This is a genomic window from Pseudoalteromonas sp. PS1M3 (assembly GCF_016865405.1).
GTDB lineage: Bacteria > Pseudomonadota > Gammaproteobacteria > Enterobacterales > Alteromonadaceae > Pseudoalteromonas > Pseudoalteromonas marina.
The window spans coordinates 729,192-744,012 of record NZ_AP022624.1; the positions used below are offsets into that span (position 1 = coordinate 729,192).

16 protein-coding genes are annotated in these 14,821 nt (G+C 39.1%); 12 read left to right on the forward strand and 4 right to left on the reverse strand.

The features are described from left to right. Positions 1–85: 85 nt before the first annotated feature. Positions 86–517, reverse strand: coding sequence for a DUF2721 domain-containing protein (locus PS1M3_RS03395; RefSeq protein ID WP_006791572.1), 432 nt, complete (start codon positions 515–517; stop codon positions 86–88). Positions 518–597: 80 nt separating this feature from the next. On the opposite strand from PS1M3_RS03395, the gene PS1M3_RS03400 reads away from it, so the two are divergent. The 3 genes from PS1M3_RS03400 to tsaD are packed head-to-tail and all read left to right on the forward strand — an operon-like array spanning position 598 to position 2,599. After that, positions 598–945: a DUF2007 domain-containing protein gene (locus PS1M3_RS03400; protein ID WP_008130594.1), complete on the forward strand. Its 348-nt coding sequence runs from the start codon at positions 598–600 to the stop codon at positions 943–945. Beyond that, positions 938–1,528, forward strand: a complete 591-nt coding sequence (locus PS1M3_RS03405; protein WP_008130596.1) for a YjaG family protein — start codon at positions 938–940, stop codon at positions 1,526–1,528. The genes PS1M3_RS03400 and PS1M3_RS03405 overlap by 8 nt, the downstream gene beginning before the upstream one ends. 57 nt (positions 1,529–1,585) lie before the next feature. Continuing rightward, positions 1,586–2,599: a tRNA (adenosine(37)-N6)-threonylcarbamoyltransferase complex transferase subunit TsaD gene (gene tsaD, locus PS1M3_RS03410; RefSeq protein ID WP_008130598.1), complete on the forward strand. Its 1,014-nt coding sequence runs from the start codon at positions 1,586–1,588 to the stop codon at positions 2,597–2,599. Between the two features lie 8 nt (positions 2,600–2,607). On the opposite strand, the gene plsY is transcribed toward tsaD, so the two are convergent. Continuing rightward, positions 2,608–3,219: a glycerol-3-phosphate 1-O-acyltransferase PlsY gene (plsY, locus tag PS1M3_RS03415; RefSeq protein ID WP_006791568.1), complete on the reverse strand. Its 612-nt coding sequence runs from the start codon at positions 3,217–3,219 to the stop codon at positions 2,608–2,610. A gap of 244 nt (positions 3,220–3,463) precedes the next feature. Between plsY and folB the strand changes: the two genes are divergently transcribed. The 8 genes from folB to PS1M3_RS03455 all read left to right on the forward strand — a co-directional run bounded on the left by folB (position 3,464) and on the right by PS1M3_RS03455 (position 9,626). After that, on the forward strand, positions 3,464–3,823 hold the full coding sequence (gene folB, locus PS1M3_RS03420; RefSeq protein WP_006791567.1) for a dihydroneopterin aldolase: 360 nt from the start codon (positions 3,464–3,466) through the stop codon (positions 3,821–3,823). Beyond that, the gene (gene folK, locus PS1M3_RS03425) at positions 3,824–4,312 is read left to right on the forward strand and encodes a 2-amino-4-hydroxy-6-hydroxymethyldihydropteridine diphosphokinase (protein ID WP_006791566.1); all 489 of its coding nucleotides are present in this window, start codon (positions 3,824–3,826) and stop codon (positions 4,310–4,312) included. It begins immediately after the preceding gene. Continuing rightward, complete coding sequence (locus PS1M3_RS03430; protein ID WP_006791565.1) at positions 4,309–5,109, forward strand: undecaprenyl-diphosphate phosphatase; 801 nt, start codon at positions 4,309–4,311, stop codon at positions 5,107–5,109. The genes folK and PS1M3_RS03430 overlap by 4 nt, the downstream gene beginning before the upstream one ends. Before the next feature lie 174 nt (positions 5,110–5,283). Next, positions 5,284–6,639 carry a UDP-N-acetylmuramate:L-alanyl-gamma-D-glutamyl-meso-diaminopimelate ligase gene (gene mpl / locus PS1M3_RS03435; protein ID WP_203986263.1) on the forward strand — a complete coding sequence of 452 codons (1,356 nt, stop codon included), beginning with the start codon at positions 5,284–5,286 and terminating at the stop codon, positions 6,637–6,639. Between the two features lies 1 nt (position 6,640). Further along, positions 6,641–7,261, forward strand: coding sequence for a flavin prenyltransferase UbiX (locus PS1M3_RS03440; RefSeq protein WP_203986265.1), 621 nt, complete (start codon positions 6,641–6,643; stop codon positions 7,259–7,261). After that, positions 7,261–8,190 (forward strand): ABC transporter ATP-binding protein, encoded by a 930-nt coding sequence (locus tag PS1M3_RS03445; RefSeq protein WP_138740093.1) that lies wholly within the window; start codon positions 7,261–7,263, stop codon positions 8,188–8,190. Before PS1M3_RS03440 ends, PS1M3_RS03445 begins: the two co-directional genes overlap by 1 nt. Continuing rightward, positions 8,191–8,958: an ABC transporter permease gene (locus tag PS1M3_RS03450; protein WP_006791561.1), complete on the forward strand. Its 768-nt coding sequence runs from the start codon at positions 8,191–8,193 to the stop codon at positions 8,956–8,958. Next, on the forward strand, positions 8,958–9,626 hold the full coding sequence (locus tag PS1M3_RS03455; protein WP_008130603.1) for a tRNA (guanosine(46)-N(7))-methyltransferase TrmB: 669 nt from the start codon (positions 8,958–8,960) through the stop codon (positions 9,624–9,626). Before PS1M3_RS03450 ends, PS1M3_RS03455 begins: the two co-directional genes overlap by 1 nt. A gap of 59 nt (positions 9,627–9,685) precedes the next feature. Here PS1M3_RS03455 and PS1M3_RS03460 read toward each other — a convergent pair whose 3' ends face one another. After that, entirely contained in the window at positions 9,686–11,569 is a 1,884-nt protein-coding gene (locus PS1M3_RS03460; protein ID WP_008130606.1) for an EAL domain-containing protein, read from the reverse strand. A gap of 276 nt (positions 11,570–11,845) precedes the next feature. Here PS1M3_RS03460 and panP point away from each other — a divergent pair, with 276 nt between their 5' ends. Further along, complete coding sequence (gene panP / locus PS1M3_RS03465) at positions 11,846–13,474, forward strand: pyridoxal-dependent aspartate 1-decarboxylase PanP (RefSeq protein ID WP_006791558.1); 1,629 nt, start codon at positions 11,846–11,848, stop codon at positions 13,472–13,474. A gap of 53 nt (positions 13,475–13,527) precedes the next feature. On the opposite strand, the gene argE is transcribed toward panP, so the two are convergent. Further along, on the reverse strand, positions 13,528–14,673 hold the full coding sequence (gene argE, locus PS1M3_RS03470; protein ID WP_203986268.1) for an acetylornithine deacetylase: 1,146 nt from the start codon (positions 14,671–14,673) through the stop codon (positions 13,528–13,530). Positions 14,674–14,821: the final 148 nt, after the last annotated feature.

Below are 14,821 nucleotides of genomic sequence, written 5' to 3' on the forward strand. Positions count from 1 at the left end.
TATTATGCTAATTAATGAAAAAGTATGCCACAAAGTAGGGCATTGATTAAGCAATAATTAAAATATTTGCACGAATTTTAGTCTTTTAGCTTGTTTTATTATCAAAGTTTTTGTTTGCTCTGTTACTTAATGGTTTGTTTTCAATATTTTGAAGTTCAATTTCTATTGCATCACATGAAATATGAATTTCAAATAAAGACGTTAGTAAAGATAAACTTAAACAGGTTAGGCTTACGCCAAATAAAATAATTCCTGTGGTATTAAACTCAATAAAAAGAGCAAACATAGACAAGGTACATAATAAAAAAGAGCCTACACCGTAAACTTGCATAGTTCTTATGAGCTTTATGCGCTTTCTTAAATTGGTAATTTGCGCAACCACCACAGGGCGAATTGACTCGCCTTCTCTGGCATTTAACTCTCTTATTAATTGCGCAAGTACTAAAAATCGGTTTGTATAAGCAAGAAGTAACAAAGATATAGCTGGAAAAAGTAGACCCGGAGTTGTAAGTGTCATGCTTGCGCCTTTTTGAATATTGTTTAATAAATTTCTCAATACCTTAAGGTATTGTACACACAAAATAATCGAGGTCGATATTGCAAACTTATAAAAACACAACAGATAGTGCTTTTAATTGGATAACAATTTATAAGGCAGCCAACACGTTAGAGGCTAATATTGTTAAGGGGTTAATTCAAGCGGGTGGAATAGAGTGTAAAGTTGCAGGAGAAATGCTTCAAGGTGCACTTGGGGAAATTCCTTTCGATCAGGCGCAAGTGAGTGTGCAGGTTTATGCGATAAAAGAGCGCCATGCGCGACAAATATTGGTAAACTATCAGCAAGTAAAACAATCCGCTCCAGATTGGGTTTGTCCTAACTGTAATGAGCATAATGGATCAACATTTGATTTTTGTTGGTCATGTGAGACGTTAAAGAATGACTAAAGCAAATAATTTTCAGCGTATTAGAGAGCTAAACTATTTACAAAAAGCGGTATTAGCAAGTGCGCTAATTGAACGTATGTTGCCAAATTATGGTTTATTTAGTGAGGCTACGGGGTTTGGTGATGAAACGTTACTTCGTAATGCGCTTAATGTTTGTTGGGAAAAAATCTTACTGCCAAAAAGTAAGATTGACTTAGAAAAGCAAGTTGAAAAAGTGGAACCTAATGTTCCAGAACTCGCTGATTTTGATATGTTTGGTACATACCCAGCTATTGATGCGGCAACGTCATTACTGAGCTTGATGCATGGTTTAATGGCACAAGACGATAAAGAGTTTGTAAGTGTAAGTAAAATTTCGCAAGCAACCGTTGCGCGCTTTATTGAATACCAGATGACAGTTGAAGGTGAAATTGCAGACAACACGGCTGTTAGGGAGCACCCTTTAATGCAGTACGAAATTGAAGTGCTAGCCGAGCTTATTGACTTTGTTGAAAGTATGGGGCGTATTACTTCAGAAAGTGTAAAGGCGCTGAAAAAATTTGCTGTTGTTGATGGTCAAACAAATATTGGTTTGGCGTTATAAACAAATTAAGTAACTTGAACTTTGGTTAAGTAGTGATAAAAAAGCAGGAGAAGTACAGTGCGAATTTTAGGCATTGAATCGTCATGTGATGAAACAGGTATAGCAATATATGATGACGAGAAAGGCTTATTAGCTCATCAGTTATATAGCCAAGTAAAAGTACATGCTGACTACGGTGGCGTGGTTCCCGAGCTGGCGTCACGCGATCATGTTCGTAAAACGCTTCCGCTTATTGATGCAGCTTTTGCTCAAGCTGGTTGTGGTCCTGAAGACTTAGACGGTATTGCTTATACAGCCGGCCCTGGTTTAGTTGGGGCGCTATTAGTGGGTACTTCAATTGGTCGCTCATTGGCTTACGGATGGGATATCCCTGCTGTTGCGGTTCATCATATGGAGGGGCATCTACTTGCTCCCATGCTTGAAGACAAGGTGCCAGAGTTTCCGTTTATTGCTTTACTTGTTTCTGGTGGCCACACCATGATGGTAAAAGTTGAAGGAATTGGCCAATACGAAGTATTGGGCGAGTCTGTTGATGACGCTGCAGGTGAAGCCTTTGACAAAACAGCTAAGTTATTAGGTCTTGATTACCCGGGTGGTCCCCGCTTAGCAAAATTAGCAGAGCAAGGTATTCCAAAGCGATTTATCTTTCCTCGCCCAATGACAGATAAACCCGGACTTGATTTTAGTTTTAGTGGATTAAAAACTGCGGCGTCGATTACCATTCGTGAAAATGACGATGACGAGCAAACTAAAGCAGACATCGCGCATGCATTTCAAACCGCTGTTATTGATACCTTGGTTATTAAATGTAAGCGAGCGCTAAAGCAAACAGGTATCAAGCGTTTAGTGATTGCGGGCGGTGTAAGTGCAAATACCCAGCTTAGGCTTCAGCTTGAAAGAGTCATGCAGGGTATGAAGGGCGAAGTGTATTATCCGCGTACGGAGTTTTGTACTGATAACGGTGCAATGATTGCTTATGCCGGTATGCAACGTTTAAAAGCAGGGCAGTTTGCAACCCTTGATATGAAAACTAAGCCTCGGTGGCCAATAGACAGCCTCGAGCCTATTTAAGTGCTTGGTTATGTTGGTTTGTTTTCATCAGTGGGGGCTTTTTTAGCTCCCACTTTTGGTTCTTCACCAGCAAATAGTCTCACTATGTTTGTTCGATGGCGAAAAATAATAAGCACCGTAATAAAAACCACTGGCAGTGTATAGAGTGGCTTAATTAACCACGTATAAAGCGGTGCGAGTAAAACGGTGACTAGGGCGGCAAGAGAAGAATAGCGACTCACTGCGACTATAATTAGCCAAGTAGTAATTAATAACCCAGCTAGGGATAAACCTATTGGGAGTAAAGCCCCAAATGCTGTTGCGACGGCTTTACCTCCTTTAAAATTAAAAAATACAGGGTACATGTGGCCTAAACAGGCGCCAACGGCAACTAAGCCAAGTACCAAAGGCTCAAGTTGTAAAAAATAAGCCCCCCACACGGGTATCGTGCCTTTTAAAATATCAAAAACAAGAACTAAAACAGCAGGAAAAGCGCCACCTAAGCGGTAAACATTAGTTGCGCCTGGATTATTTGAGCCATGTGTGCGGGGATCTTGAAGTTTAAATAGACGCGACACTAAGATAGCCGATGAAATCGACCCAAGTAGGTACGCTAAAACAAACATCAAAATAGCTAACACATAGTTCCTTATATTTTTATCGTTATACCCATTACATTTAATGCAATTAACATCGTTTTTGGGCTATTATTGGCGGCAAAATTTATCGTGAAAATTAATATACTTCTACCAAATTTAGCTAAACGCGTTATTTTGCTATTGTAGAAGGAATTTTTACATATTTAAACACTGATTAAAGCATATACAATATTAATTTATAATTAGTTTATGTGGTTAGAACAGTTGTTGGTCTTTTGGAGTATCAATGGATAAGGTATTTATATCTCAATTGCACGTCGACACTATTATTGGAGTGTACGACTTTGAAAAAGAAAGTAAACAGAGCCTTTATTTTGATATTGAAATGCTAAGTGATATTAAACCAGCCGCCGCAAATGATGACATTAATTTAGCACTTGATTACGCAAAAGTAAGCGAGCGTGTCATTGCGCATAGCACAGCTAAACCTGTTGAGTTACTTGAAACACTTGTTGAACAATTGGCAGACATTATTTTAACTGAGTTTAATACAACACAAGTTAAAATAAGAGTGAGTAAACCTGCTGCAGTTGCGCAAGCGCAAACTGTTGGAGTAGAAATAACACGTAATAAGGCAAGCGTTTAAATGGCGCAAATATTTATTAGCCTTGGGTCAAATATTAACAAAGAGCACTATATGCAAAGTGCCTTAAAAGCACTTAAAACGCATTTTACGAATATAGAGCACTCGTCTGTTTTTGAAAGCGAAGCTGTCGGTTTCGTAGGTAATAACTTTTATAATTCGGTCGTTGGGGCAAAAACAGACAAGCCGTTAGCTGAAGTGTGTGCATTACTAAAAAAAATAGAGCGTGATAATGGTCGCACACCAAACGATAAAAAGTTCAGCCCAAGAACCCTTGATTTAGATTTATTGTTTTACGATGATGTTATCTGCGATAGCCCCGCGCAATTACCACGTGACGAAATAACTAAAAATGCATTTGTATTACAGCCTCTCAGTGAGGTTGCCCCCGGTTTTTATCACCCTGTAGCTAAGCAAACAATTGCTCAATTATGGAATGCATATAATAACCCTCAACAAAAACTATGGAAGGTGGAGTTTTCTAACCCATGAGTATTTTAGAAATAATAATTTTAGCGCTAATTCAAGGTTTTACTGAGTTTTTACCCATATCTAGCTCGGCACATTTAATTTTACCCTCACAAATATTAGGGTGGGAAGACCAAGGACTTGCTTTTGATGTTGCAGTGCATGTAGGGACATTAATAGCGGTTGTTATTTATTTTCGTAAAGAGGTGGCTGATATTCTTAGTGCGTGGTTTAAATCGTTTGGCACACAAGGTAAAACAGACGACAGTAAACTCGGCTGGTGGATTATTTTAGGGACAATACCTGCTGCTGTATTTGGTTTGTTACTTAAGGATTTTGTTGAGTTATACCTACGAAGTGCATGGGTCATTGCAGCCACGACGATTATTTTTGGCCTATTGCTTTGGTACGCCGATGCTAAAGGGAAACAAGTTAAAACAATTTATCAACTTAATTGGAAGTCGGCTTTAATGATTGGCTTGGCGCAAGCCGTTGCTATGATCCCGGGTACCTCTCGTTCAGGTATTACAATGACAGCGGGTTTAATGCTAGGCATGAATAAGCAAAGTGCAGCGCGCTTTTCGTTTTTACTCGCTATTCCTGTAATTTCAATGATGGGGCTTTATTACACAATAGAACTTGCATTGGGAGACCATGTTGTTGAGTGGGGTACATTACTACTAGGTGTGGTACTGTCTTTTTTATCTGCTTATGCGTGTATTTATTTATTTTTAAAAGTGATTGAACGAATGGGAATGTTACCTTTTGTAATTTACCGGTTAGTTTTAGGCTTGGGTTTAATTGTTTTTTTAAGTATGTAGATTAATTTACTTTGCAAAAAGCCTTCTAATTTAGAAGGCTTTTTTGTTTGTAATAATGATTTTAAGCATTAGTAAAATACCTACATATAATGGCAAGTAAGCGCGAAATTTGGCATTATAGCGCCATTAAACTTTGCACAGCTGCAAAGTGAGCAGACGGTTTAAGGAAAGTATATGCATATTCATATTTTGGGCATTTGCGGTACGTTTATGGGTGGTATTGCAGCTATTGCTAAGTCGCTTGGCCATAAAGTAACAGGTTCAGACCAAAACGTTTACCCACCTATGAGCACCCAGCTTGAAGATCTTGGTATTGAGCTCACTCAAGGTTACGACGTATCTCAATTAGAGCCAAAACCCGATATGGTAGTAATTGGTAATGCGATGAGCCGAGGTAATCCGTGTGTTGAATATGTGTTAGACAACAGCTTACCTTATACCTCAGGTCCAGAGTGGTTAAAGCATAACTTATTGCAAAACTCGTGGGTGCTTGCGGTAGCTGGTACGCATGGTAAAACAACCACAGCGAGTATGCTTGCCTGGATATTAGAATATGCTGGTTTAAAACCGGGGTTTTTAATTGGCGGCATAGTGCAAAATTTTGGTGTGTCGGCAAAGGTAGGTGAAACCCCTTTTTTTGTTATTGAGGCAGATGAATACGATACCGCTTTTTTTGATAAGCGCAGCAAGTTTGTCCATTACTTACCGCGCACATTAATTTTGAATAATTTAGAGTTTGATCACGCCGATATTTTTGATGATTTAAACGCAATTAAAAAACAATTTCACCACTTAATGCGTACACTACCTCACAGCGGTAAAGTAATTTGGCCAAAACAAGACAAAGCACTTGAAGACGTTATATCGCAAGGGTTATGGAGTGAAAGCGAAACGCTAGGCATTGATTGGGGTTACGAACTAATTAAACCCGATGGCAGTGAGTTTAAAGTACTTTTGAATAATGAATGGCAAGGTACGGTTAATTGGGGCGCAATTGGCGAACATAATGTTAAAAATGCGATTATGGCAATTGCTGCAGCGCGCCATGTAGGGATTGCGGTTAGCCACAGTATTGAGGCACTTGCCGAGTTTATAAGTCCGAAAAGGCGAATGGAACTCAAGGCCGACATAAACAGTATTAAGGTTTATGACGATTTTGCTCATCACCCAACAGCGATTAAAACAACCTTGGCGGGTTTACGCGCTAAAGTTGGCGATGAAAAAATTATTGCTATTTTAGAGCCTCGCTCAAACACCATGAAAATGGGTGTACATCAGCATACGCTACTCGCTTCATTAGCTGATGCTGATGACGTACTTTTGTTTGAACCAGATAACTTAGGCTGGTCGCTTAACGAGCAAGCTCAAAAAGCGGGCATGCAATGTTTTAATAGTACACAAGCTATTATTAATACGGTGCTTAAAAATGTGCAGCCTGATCAACATATTTTAATTATGAGTAATGGCGGTTTTAACGGCCTTCATCAGCAACTAGTAGATGGTTTGGCTGATAAATTCAGCGGAGAATAATTTGCAATTTAAAGATAAAATCACCTTAGCGTTCAGTGGTGCCTCTGGCGCACCATATGGTTTAAAGCTGCTTGAAGTGTTACTAGAGCAGCAATACCAAGTGTATGTACTTATTTCGAGCGCAGCCCGCGTTGTGCTTGATACTGAGTCAAACATAAAGCTCTCGGCAAATGAAGATAAAGCTACTGAGCAGTTAAATACGCTATTTGATGCACAGCCACAACAATTACAAGTATTTGGTAAAGATAACTGGTTTAGTCCTGTAGCCTCTGGTTCTGCAGCGCCTAAAAAAATGGTTGTGTGCCCATGCAGTGCGGGGTCAGTATCGGCGATTGCTGTAGGCGCATCTGATAATTTACTAGAGCGAGCGGCCGATGTAGTGATTAAAGAACGTGGCCAGCTTATTTTAGTGCCGCGTGAAACGCCTTTTAGCGAGATTCATTTAGAGAATATGTTAAAGCTATCGCGTTTGGGCGTTACCATTATGCCTGCAGCGCCGGGCTTTTATCATAAGCCGCAAAGCATAGATGATTTAGTCGATTTTATGGTGGCTCGCATTTTAGATCATTTAAACATTGAGCATACACTAACAAAACGTTGGGGTTATGGTGAGGGTAAGTAATGAGTAAGCAAAGTATTGCATTAAATATTGAAGGCCTTACCAAGGTATACAAAAATGGCGTAGAGGCTGTTAAAGGTGTTGATTTACAAGTAGAAGAAGGCGATTTTTTTGCATTACTTGGGCCAAACGGTGCAGGTAAATCAACAACGATTGGTGTTATTTCGTCTTTGGTCAATAAAACTGAAGGTAAAGTGGAGGTATTTGGTTACGATATAGATACCCATCTTGAAGCTGCCAAGGCGCATTTAGGCTTAGTACCACAAGAATTCAACTTCAGCCAATTTGAAACGTTGACCCAAATATTAGTAAACCAAGCCGGTTATTATGGTGTACCGCGTAGCGAGGCACACAAGCGTGCTGATAAATATTTAGCCCAGCTTGGTTTGCTTGAGAAAAAAGATAAACAAGCGCGTACTTTATCAGGCGGTATGAAGCGTCGTTTAATGATTGCACGCGCACTGATGCACGAGCCAAAGCTACTTATACTTGATGAACCAACAGCGGGTGTAGACATAGAGTTACGACGCTCTATGTGGGAGTTTTTACGCAAAATTAATGAACAAGGCGTAACTATTATTTTAACTACCCATTACTTGGAAGAAGCAGAACTATTGTGTAAAAACATTGCCATTATCGATACCGGTCGCATTGTTGAAAACACGACGATAAAAGCACTGCTTGCAAAGCTTGATAAAGAAACGTTTGTACTTGATTTAAAAATGCCAGCTAAGCCAGTCACGTTGCAAGGTTATAAATTTACCATGACGGACGATCACACTATTGAGGTTGAAGTGGCTAAATCACAGGGCTTAAATGCAGTGTTTAGTGCGCTTACAGAGCAAGGCAATACTGTATTAAGTATGCGTAACAAGGCCAATCGATTAGAAGAGCTATTTGTGGGATTACTAGAGCAAGGGCGGGGCGAATAAATGTTTAAATATGGCGTAGCGCTAAAAAGTATATGGATTAAAGAGTGTATTCGTTTTCTACGTATTTGGGTGCAAACTCTAGTACCACCTGCCATAACAATGAGTTTGTATTTTGTTATTTTTGGTAACCTCATAGGTTCGCGCATTGGTGAAATGGGTGGGTTTAGTTATATGGAGTTTATTGTACCGGGCTTAATAATGATGTCGGTTATTACAAATTCATACTCTAATGTAGCTTCTAGTTTTTACTCAACTAAATTTCAAAAAAGTATAGAGGAGCTGCTTGTTGCGCCAGTGCCTAATTACATAATAGTACTAGGCTATATGGGCGGTGGTATGACTCGCGGCATGATGGTGGGCTTTATTGTTACCTGTGTATCGCTGTTGTTTGTTGATATTCAAATACACAATATATTTGTAATTATGGCAACGGTAATTTTAACCTCGGCGGTGTTTGCGCTAGGTGGTTTAATTAACGCTATTTACGCTAATAGCTTTGATGACATTAGTATTATTCCTACATTTATACTTACTCCGCTAACGTACTTAGGTGGCGTATTTTATTCAATTACTTTGCTACCTGAGTTTTGGCAAAACGTATCGCAAATCAATCCCATCATCTATATGGTTAACGCATTTAGGTACGGGTTTTTAGGTGTATCGGATGTTGATTTAACCGTCGCATTAGGTGTTATTTTAGTGTTTATTACCGTGCTATTTACTGTTGCGCTTACATTAATCAAAAAAGGTGTGGGGCTAAGACACTAATGAGTGATGCAAATTCTCGAAGTATTGTATCTAATCAGGCCGGTATTCACGAAAAGCTTGATGAAATAGTAAATAAGCATTTAAGCGCCGAGTTTAAAAAGCCCATTGCAGCACACACGCAAGCGGCATTTGATGAGGTTAATGAAAAAGTTAAGGCATTCAATGGCCCTCTTATTTTAGACTCTTGCTGTGGTGTAGGTGAAAGTACAGCTAACTTAGCTAAGCTTCACCCTGAAGCTCTTGTGGTCGGGATTGATAAGTCGTCGCATAGGCTTGATAAACACGACGTTCAATATAAGCAAAGCGACAGTGGTCAGTATATTTTGGTACAGGCTGATTTAAATGATTTTTGGCGCTTAGCAGTTGCAGCAAATTGGCAGCCTAGCCACCACTATTTGTTGTATCCAAATCCATGGCCTAAATCTAAACATATTCAACGCAGATGGCACGGAGCAGCTATATTTCCTTATATTGTTAAGTTAGGTGGCTTATTAGAAGTACGCAGTAACTGGGATATATATGTTAAAGAATTTGCAAGGGCGCTTGAACTAACCAGCCATATTTGCGAAGTGCAGCCTTATCACAGCGACGATGCAATCACCCCATTTGAGCGAAAGTATTGGGCCAGTGGCCAACAAAGTCACCGGCTTGTTATTGATTTAACCTAAGTTATGTTTAAGCGTTTTTCTATCGGCTAAAAATAGCTTTATCACTAACGTTTGGTTAATTAACTGATTAAGTCAGCATTTTCTGGTGTAGCAAATTGTGGCGCAGGTTGGGCAAAATGGTTACCCTGCATGAGCGTCACATTTGCTTTTTCTAACGCATTTACAATGGCTGCATTTTCGACAGATTCAGCTATAAGCAGTAAATCTAATTGGTTAGCAAATGCCGCTATATGCTCAATAAACAAGTAAATGTCGTTATCGTGTATTATCTGTTTTATCAATCCGCCATCTAACTTAATACCGTCAACTTCAAGTTTTAGGACATTTGAAATATTTGAATAACCGCTACCAAAGTCATCAATTATTACCTTAACGCCTTTACTTTTAACCATAGAAATAAATGCTTTAACTTCAGAATAATTTGCAATCGCTTGGGTTTCTATTAACTCTAAAGTGATATTGCTTGGGTGCGGATAGCGCTTAAGCTCGTTTGTGATGAATTCATTCAAGCTTGGGTCTAACATGTCTTGCGCTGTTATATTTAAGCTCCAACAAATGTTTGTTTTTCTAAAGCGGCTAATGCACTGTGAAAATATAGTGCGGGTTAATAACCCGTCCATTCTGGAGCGAGTAACTACATTTAAAAACGCATCGGGTTTTAAAATTTCTCCGCTTGCAGTAACCATTCGCGCCAAACATTCGTACTGAACTATCTGATTTGTTTTGGTATCTATTATTGGCTGAAAGTAAGGCACAATACGGTTGTTATCAAATGCATCATGCACTTCTTTGGCCATTTCTACATTATATTGATATTGAGTTTTAACATCGTGAAGTGCTTTAGAATAATTAATAACTGTGTGCCTACCTTGCTTTGCTTGTAGTGCAGCAATATGAGCATTTTCAAGTAATAGCGATTTATTACCCGTCGCAATACCAGCACACAATGTAATGTATATAAATGGATCAGTTAATAAAGGCGTATTGGCATTATAGGTTTCGATTAAATCGCTCAGCTCTTCATAAGGTGTTTCTTTAGGTGATAGCAGCACCAATTTATTGGTGGCTAAGCGGTATAAATGACAGTTGGCAGAGCAGCGGCTCTTAAAATGCATAAGCAAGTTTTTCATTACTTTATCGCCAATTTCGGTGCCGTAAAAGCTATTTATATCTTCAATTTCATTAACCCAGACAACAGCTAACTGCATATGATGACTGTTACTTTTTTTAAGTAAGTACTCCAACGCAATGTGGTTTTCAAACCCAGTACTGGAGTCGGTTGCTAATGAGCGCTTAAGTAAGTAAACATAAATAGCGGCAACAAGGATAGCTATAAAAAAGAAGAAGCTTGCCATAGCTGCTGCTTTGGAGACGCTTTCGCTTAGCTTTTGGTTAAGATCAAGAATCGTTATATCAGCGCCAGTAAGGTAAGTTTTACCAGTTTTATCGTCAACAAAAGGGATAAATATAGTTTTAAAGTGTCCCCATTGATCGGCCGACACTTCAAATACCGGCTCAGTGGAGTAAAAAGCGCTTATGTTGAGATCAGTTGCTTCTGGGTATATATCTAAATATTGCGTTATTTTGCCATTGTTCATATCGTCTTGCGTATAGCTTGATGCAGTAAAGTATACGCGGTTGTTTTTTAATATCATTGCATATACATATGCCACATCAAGCGCTTGTGCAAACTCAGAAAGTTGCCTGCTTTTGACTTCATAGTCAAAAAAATTAATTTGACCGTTTTGATTCATGGTATTTAGGTAGTCATCACCGAGTATATGCTTAACACTGGCTGCGGCATTAAGAAGGCGCGCATCAACAGATTCCATAATTTCAGCGCGGGTTGTGTGGTAGGTGTAGTAAATATAGACCACTAAGCTGACTAAAAATAAAGCAAAACCAGCCACTAACCAGCTCACTTTCACTCTTCCCTTAAGCATTGCCTGTCCCTTTTTTGTTGTTTTAATGATTATACTTAAAATACAAAATTGCCCAATAAATAATTAGTATTTATTAGATTAAATAAAATTTTAATTAAATTAACACTTTTTTGTCATGCGTGGTGTTGCTTTTAAGGCTTTTAACGAGACATTTTACTTATATTGCAGTACAGTTAGAGCAATTATTTAGAAACACTATTGCTTAACTTACCGCCATATTTGGGCGTTTTTACTAGTTAAACAGGTGTTTTAGCAACACACACACTAGGTATTAAGATGGATCAAAAGCGTTGTGCCGTCGCCTCTAAAGAAAGCCTCAAGCGTATATTTACTGTACCTGAAGCGCCTGACTCAACTTTAAGCAAAATTGAGCTTGAAATATCGAGTAATTTAGCAGGTTTTTTAAACGAAAATATAGCGGCAATCGAAAAACCATTACATGAAATTGAAAAAGACTTTCAAGCTGCGGTGATCCCAGAAAACCCAACGTTTGTATCTGCTTATGCTCAAGACATAATGGAGCAACTTGTTGCTCATTCTGTGCATACGGCTGCACCAAGTTTTATTGGTCATATGACATCAGCTTTACCGCATTTTTTACTGCCACTTTCAAAGTTGATGGTGGGACTAAATCAAAATCTAGTAAAAATTGAGACATCTAAGGCGTTTACCCCCCTTGAGCGACAGGTGTTAGGTATGATGCATCATTTAGCCTATGGCCAAAACGATGCGTTTTACTCTAAATGGATGCACAGCGCTAAAACGTCATTAGGTGCATTTTGCTCTGGTGGTACGGTTGCAAACATTACTGCGCTTTGGATTGCTCGAAATCGTTTGTTAAAAGCCGATGGTGAATTTACCGGTATTGCATCGCAAGGAATTGTGGCAGGTATGCTGCACTATGGATACAGAGGTCTTGCGGTATTAATTTCAGAACGTGGTCATTATTCATTAGGTAAATCGGTTGATTTATTAGGGATAGGGCGCGACAACTTAGTTGGTATTAAAACAACTGATGACAACAAGGTCGATGTAAATGCCATGCGAGACAAAGCCCGCGAGCTTGAGTCTAAAGGCATTAAAGTAATGGCAATTATTGGTGTTGCAGGCACAACCGAAACCGGCAATATTGATCCCCTCAACGAAATGGCTGATTTAGCGCAAGAGATTAACTGTCATTTTCATGTTGATGCTGCTTGGGGTGGGGCAACGTTATTATCTAATACTTATCGTCCTCTGCTCAATGGTATTGAGCGAGCAGACTCAATAACAATTGATGCCCACAAACAAATGTATGTCCCGATGGGTGCAGGTTTAGTGCTGTTTAAAGATCCCGCTGCAACCGATGCAATAGAGCATCATGCTGAGTATATATTGCGTAAGGGCTCTAAAGATTTAGGTAGCCACACACTAGAGGGTAGCCGCCCTGGTATGGCTATGTTAGTGCATGCTTGCTTACGTGTTATTGGCCGTAAAGGCTATGAAATGCTAATCGATCGAAGTATAAAAAAGGCAAAGTATTTTGCTGATTTAATCAAGGCAGACGAAGATTTTGAACTTATTTCAGAGCCTGAGCTATGTTTGCTTACTTATCGCTATGTGCCTAAGCAAATAAAACAAGCGATTGCTGAGGCTGATGAAAAAACACGGATTGATATTTTTGCTTCACTAAATCGTTTTACAGCCAGTATGCAAAAACGCCAGCGTGAGTCTGGACGCTCGTTTGTATCGCGTACTCGTTTGACCCCAGCTCAATACGATAATCAACCTACGGTTGTGTTTAGGGTTGTACTGGCTAACCCGCTTACCTCGGGTGTGATTTTAAAAGAGATATTAGCTGAGCAAAAAGAGCTTGCTAAAACAGACCCAGTATTTAAAAAGTATTTAAGCAAATACATGAAATAGTAAATTTAGCATTTATAAAAAAGACGCTGTTAAGCGTCTTTTTTATTGCTTAGCTAAAAGCAACAGGCTTTTATAATATTGCTAATGATGTGCTGTGAAGGCTTTATTTTTTCCATTGCTAAAAATTCGTCAGGTTGATGCGCCTGATTAATAGAACCTGGTCCCATAACTATGGTTTCACAACCCAGTTGCTGAATAAAAGGTGCTTCTGTGCAGTAATTAACAGCAATGGCTTTTTGGCCCGCTATCTTTTCCGCAAGTTGAACTAGCGCGCTGTCGGTTCTGCCAGTAAATGCTGGTATTGGGTCATGTAGGTCAATAACACTTACTGAGTTTGGGTATTGCTCGTTTATGTCTTTTGTTGCATCTAGCAGCAGTGCTTGTAGCTCTTGTACGCTCAACCCTGGCAATGGGCGCATATCAATATGCATTTCACAACACCCACATATTCTATTTGCGTTGTCACCACCATGAATATTACCAAAATTTAAAGTAGGATAAGGTATTTCAAAGTGGCTTAGTGAATACTTATTCTTTAACTGCTCTTTTAAGATCAGTAATTTTGAAGTCACTTTATGCATAACTTCAATGGCGTTAAGACCACGTTCGGGATCGGAGCTATGGCCAGAACGACCGACAACTCTTATTGCAGTACTCATATGCCCTTTGTGTGTAAATACTGGTGTCATATCAGTGGGTTCGCCAATAATACAGCGTGCCGGCTTTAAGTTAGGATGTTTGCAAATTTGCTGTGCGCCTGCCATGGTGGTTTCTTCATCTGCAGTGGCAAGTATTAAAATTGGCTGTGTTTGTTGTTTTTCATCTAGTTCGCTTATAGCTTGTAATACGAAAGCAAAAAATCCTTTCATATCAATACTACCTAGCCCATACAGTTTGTTGTCGAGTTCTGTTAATTTAAACGGATCATGATTCCAGCGGCTGTCATCAAACGGCACTGTGTCGGTATGCCCAGCAAGCATTAAACCACCATCCCCGACGCCACGTTTAGCTAATAAGTTATAACGCCCTTTTTTACCTTCCAGTTCTATTATTTCAAAAGTAAAACCGAGCGTTTCACACCAGATGGCAAGTAACTCGATAACGCTTTTATTACTCATGCATTCGCTGTCTTCAATTGCACTGATAGACGGGGCTGCAATTAATTGCTGGTACATAGAAATAAACGAAGGCAAAGACATAAAAAATTCCAAAATAACTATTCAATTTAATTGCATAACAATATAAAAGTATTTATGATGAATATCAATTCACTTTTTAAGCATAAATATATTAAGTAACACAATGATGATAATGCGACGATAATCAAAATTCATTAACAAAAAAGAC

Coding starts and splice junctions, on each gene's coding strand:
- PS1M3_RS03460 (WP_008130606.1), bottom strand. CDS start 11,569: ATGCTTAAGGGAAGAGTGAAAGTGAGCTGGTTAGTGGCTGGTTTTGCT.
- PS1M3_RS03395 (WP_006791572.1), bottom strand. CDS start 517: ATGACACTTACAACTCCGGGTCTACTTTTTCCAGCTATATCTTTGTTA.
- argE (WP_203986268.1), bottom strand. CDS start 14,673: ATGTCTTTGCCTTCGTTTATTTCTATGTACCAGCAATTAATTGCAGCC.
- PS1M3_RS03405 (WP_008130596.1), top strand. CDS start 938: ATGACTAAAGCAAATAATTTTCAGCGTATTAGAGAGCTAAACTATTTA.
- PS1M3_RS03445 (WP_138740093.1), top strand. CDS start 7,261: ATGAGTAAGCAAAGTATTGCATTAAATATTGAAGGCCTTACCAAGGTA.
- PS1M3_RS03455 (WP_008130603.1), top strand. CDS start 8,958: ATGAGTGATGCAAATTCTCGAAGTATTGTATCTAATCAGGCCGGTATT.
- PS1M3_RS03430 (WP_006791565.1), top strand. CDS start 4,309: ATGAGTATTTTAGAAATAATAATTTTAGCGCTAATTCAAGGTTTTACT.
- PS1M3_RS03450 (WP_006791561.1), top strand. CDS start 8,191: ATGTTTAAATATGGCGTAGCGCTAAAAAGTATATGGATTAAAGAGTGT.
- mpl (WP_203986263.1), top strand. CDS start 5,284: ATGCATATTCATATTTTGGGCATTTGCGGTACGTTTATGGGTGGTATT.
- folB (WP_006791567.1), top strand. CDS start 3,464: ATGGATAAGGTATTTATATCTCAATTGCACGTCGACACTATTATTGGA.
- folK (WP_006791566.1), top strand. CDS start 3,824: ATGGCGCAAATATTTATTAGCCTTGGGTCAAATATTAACAAAGAGCAC.
- panP (WP_006791558.1), top strand. CDS start 11,846: ATGGATCAAAAGCGTTGTGCCGTCGCCTCTAAAGAAAGCCTCAAGCGT.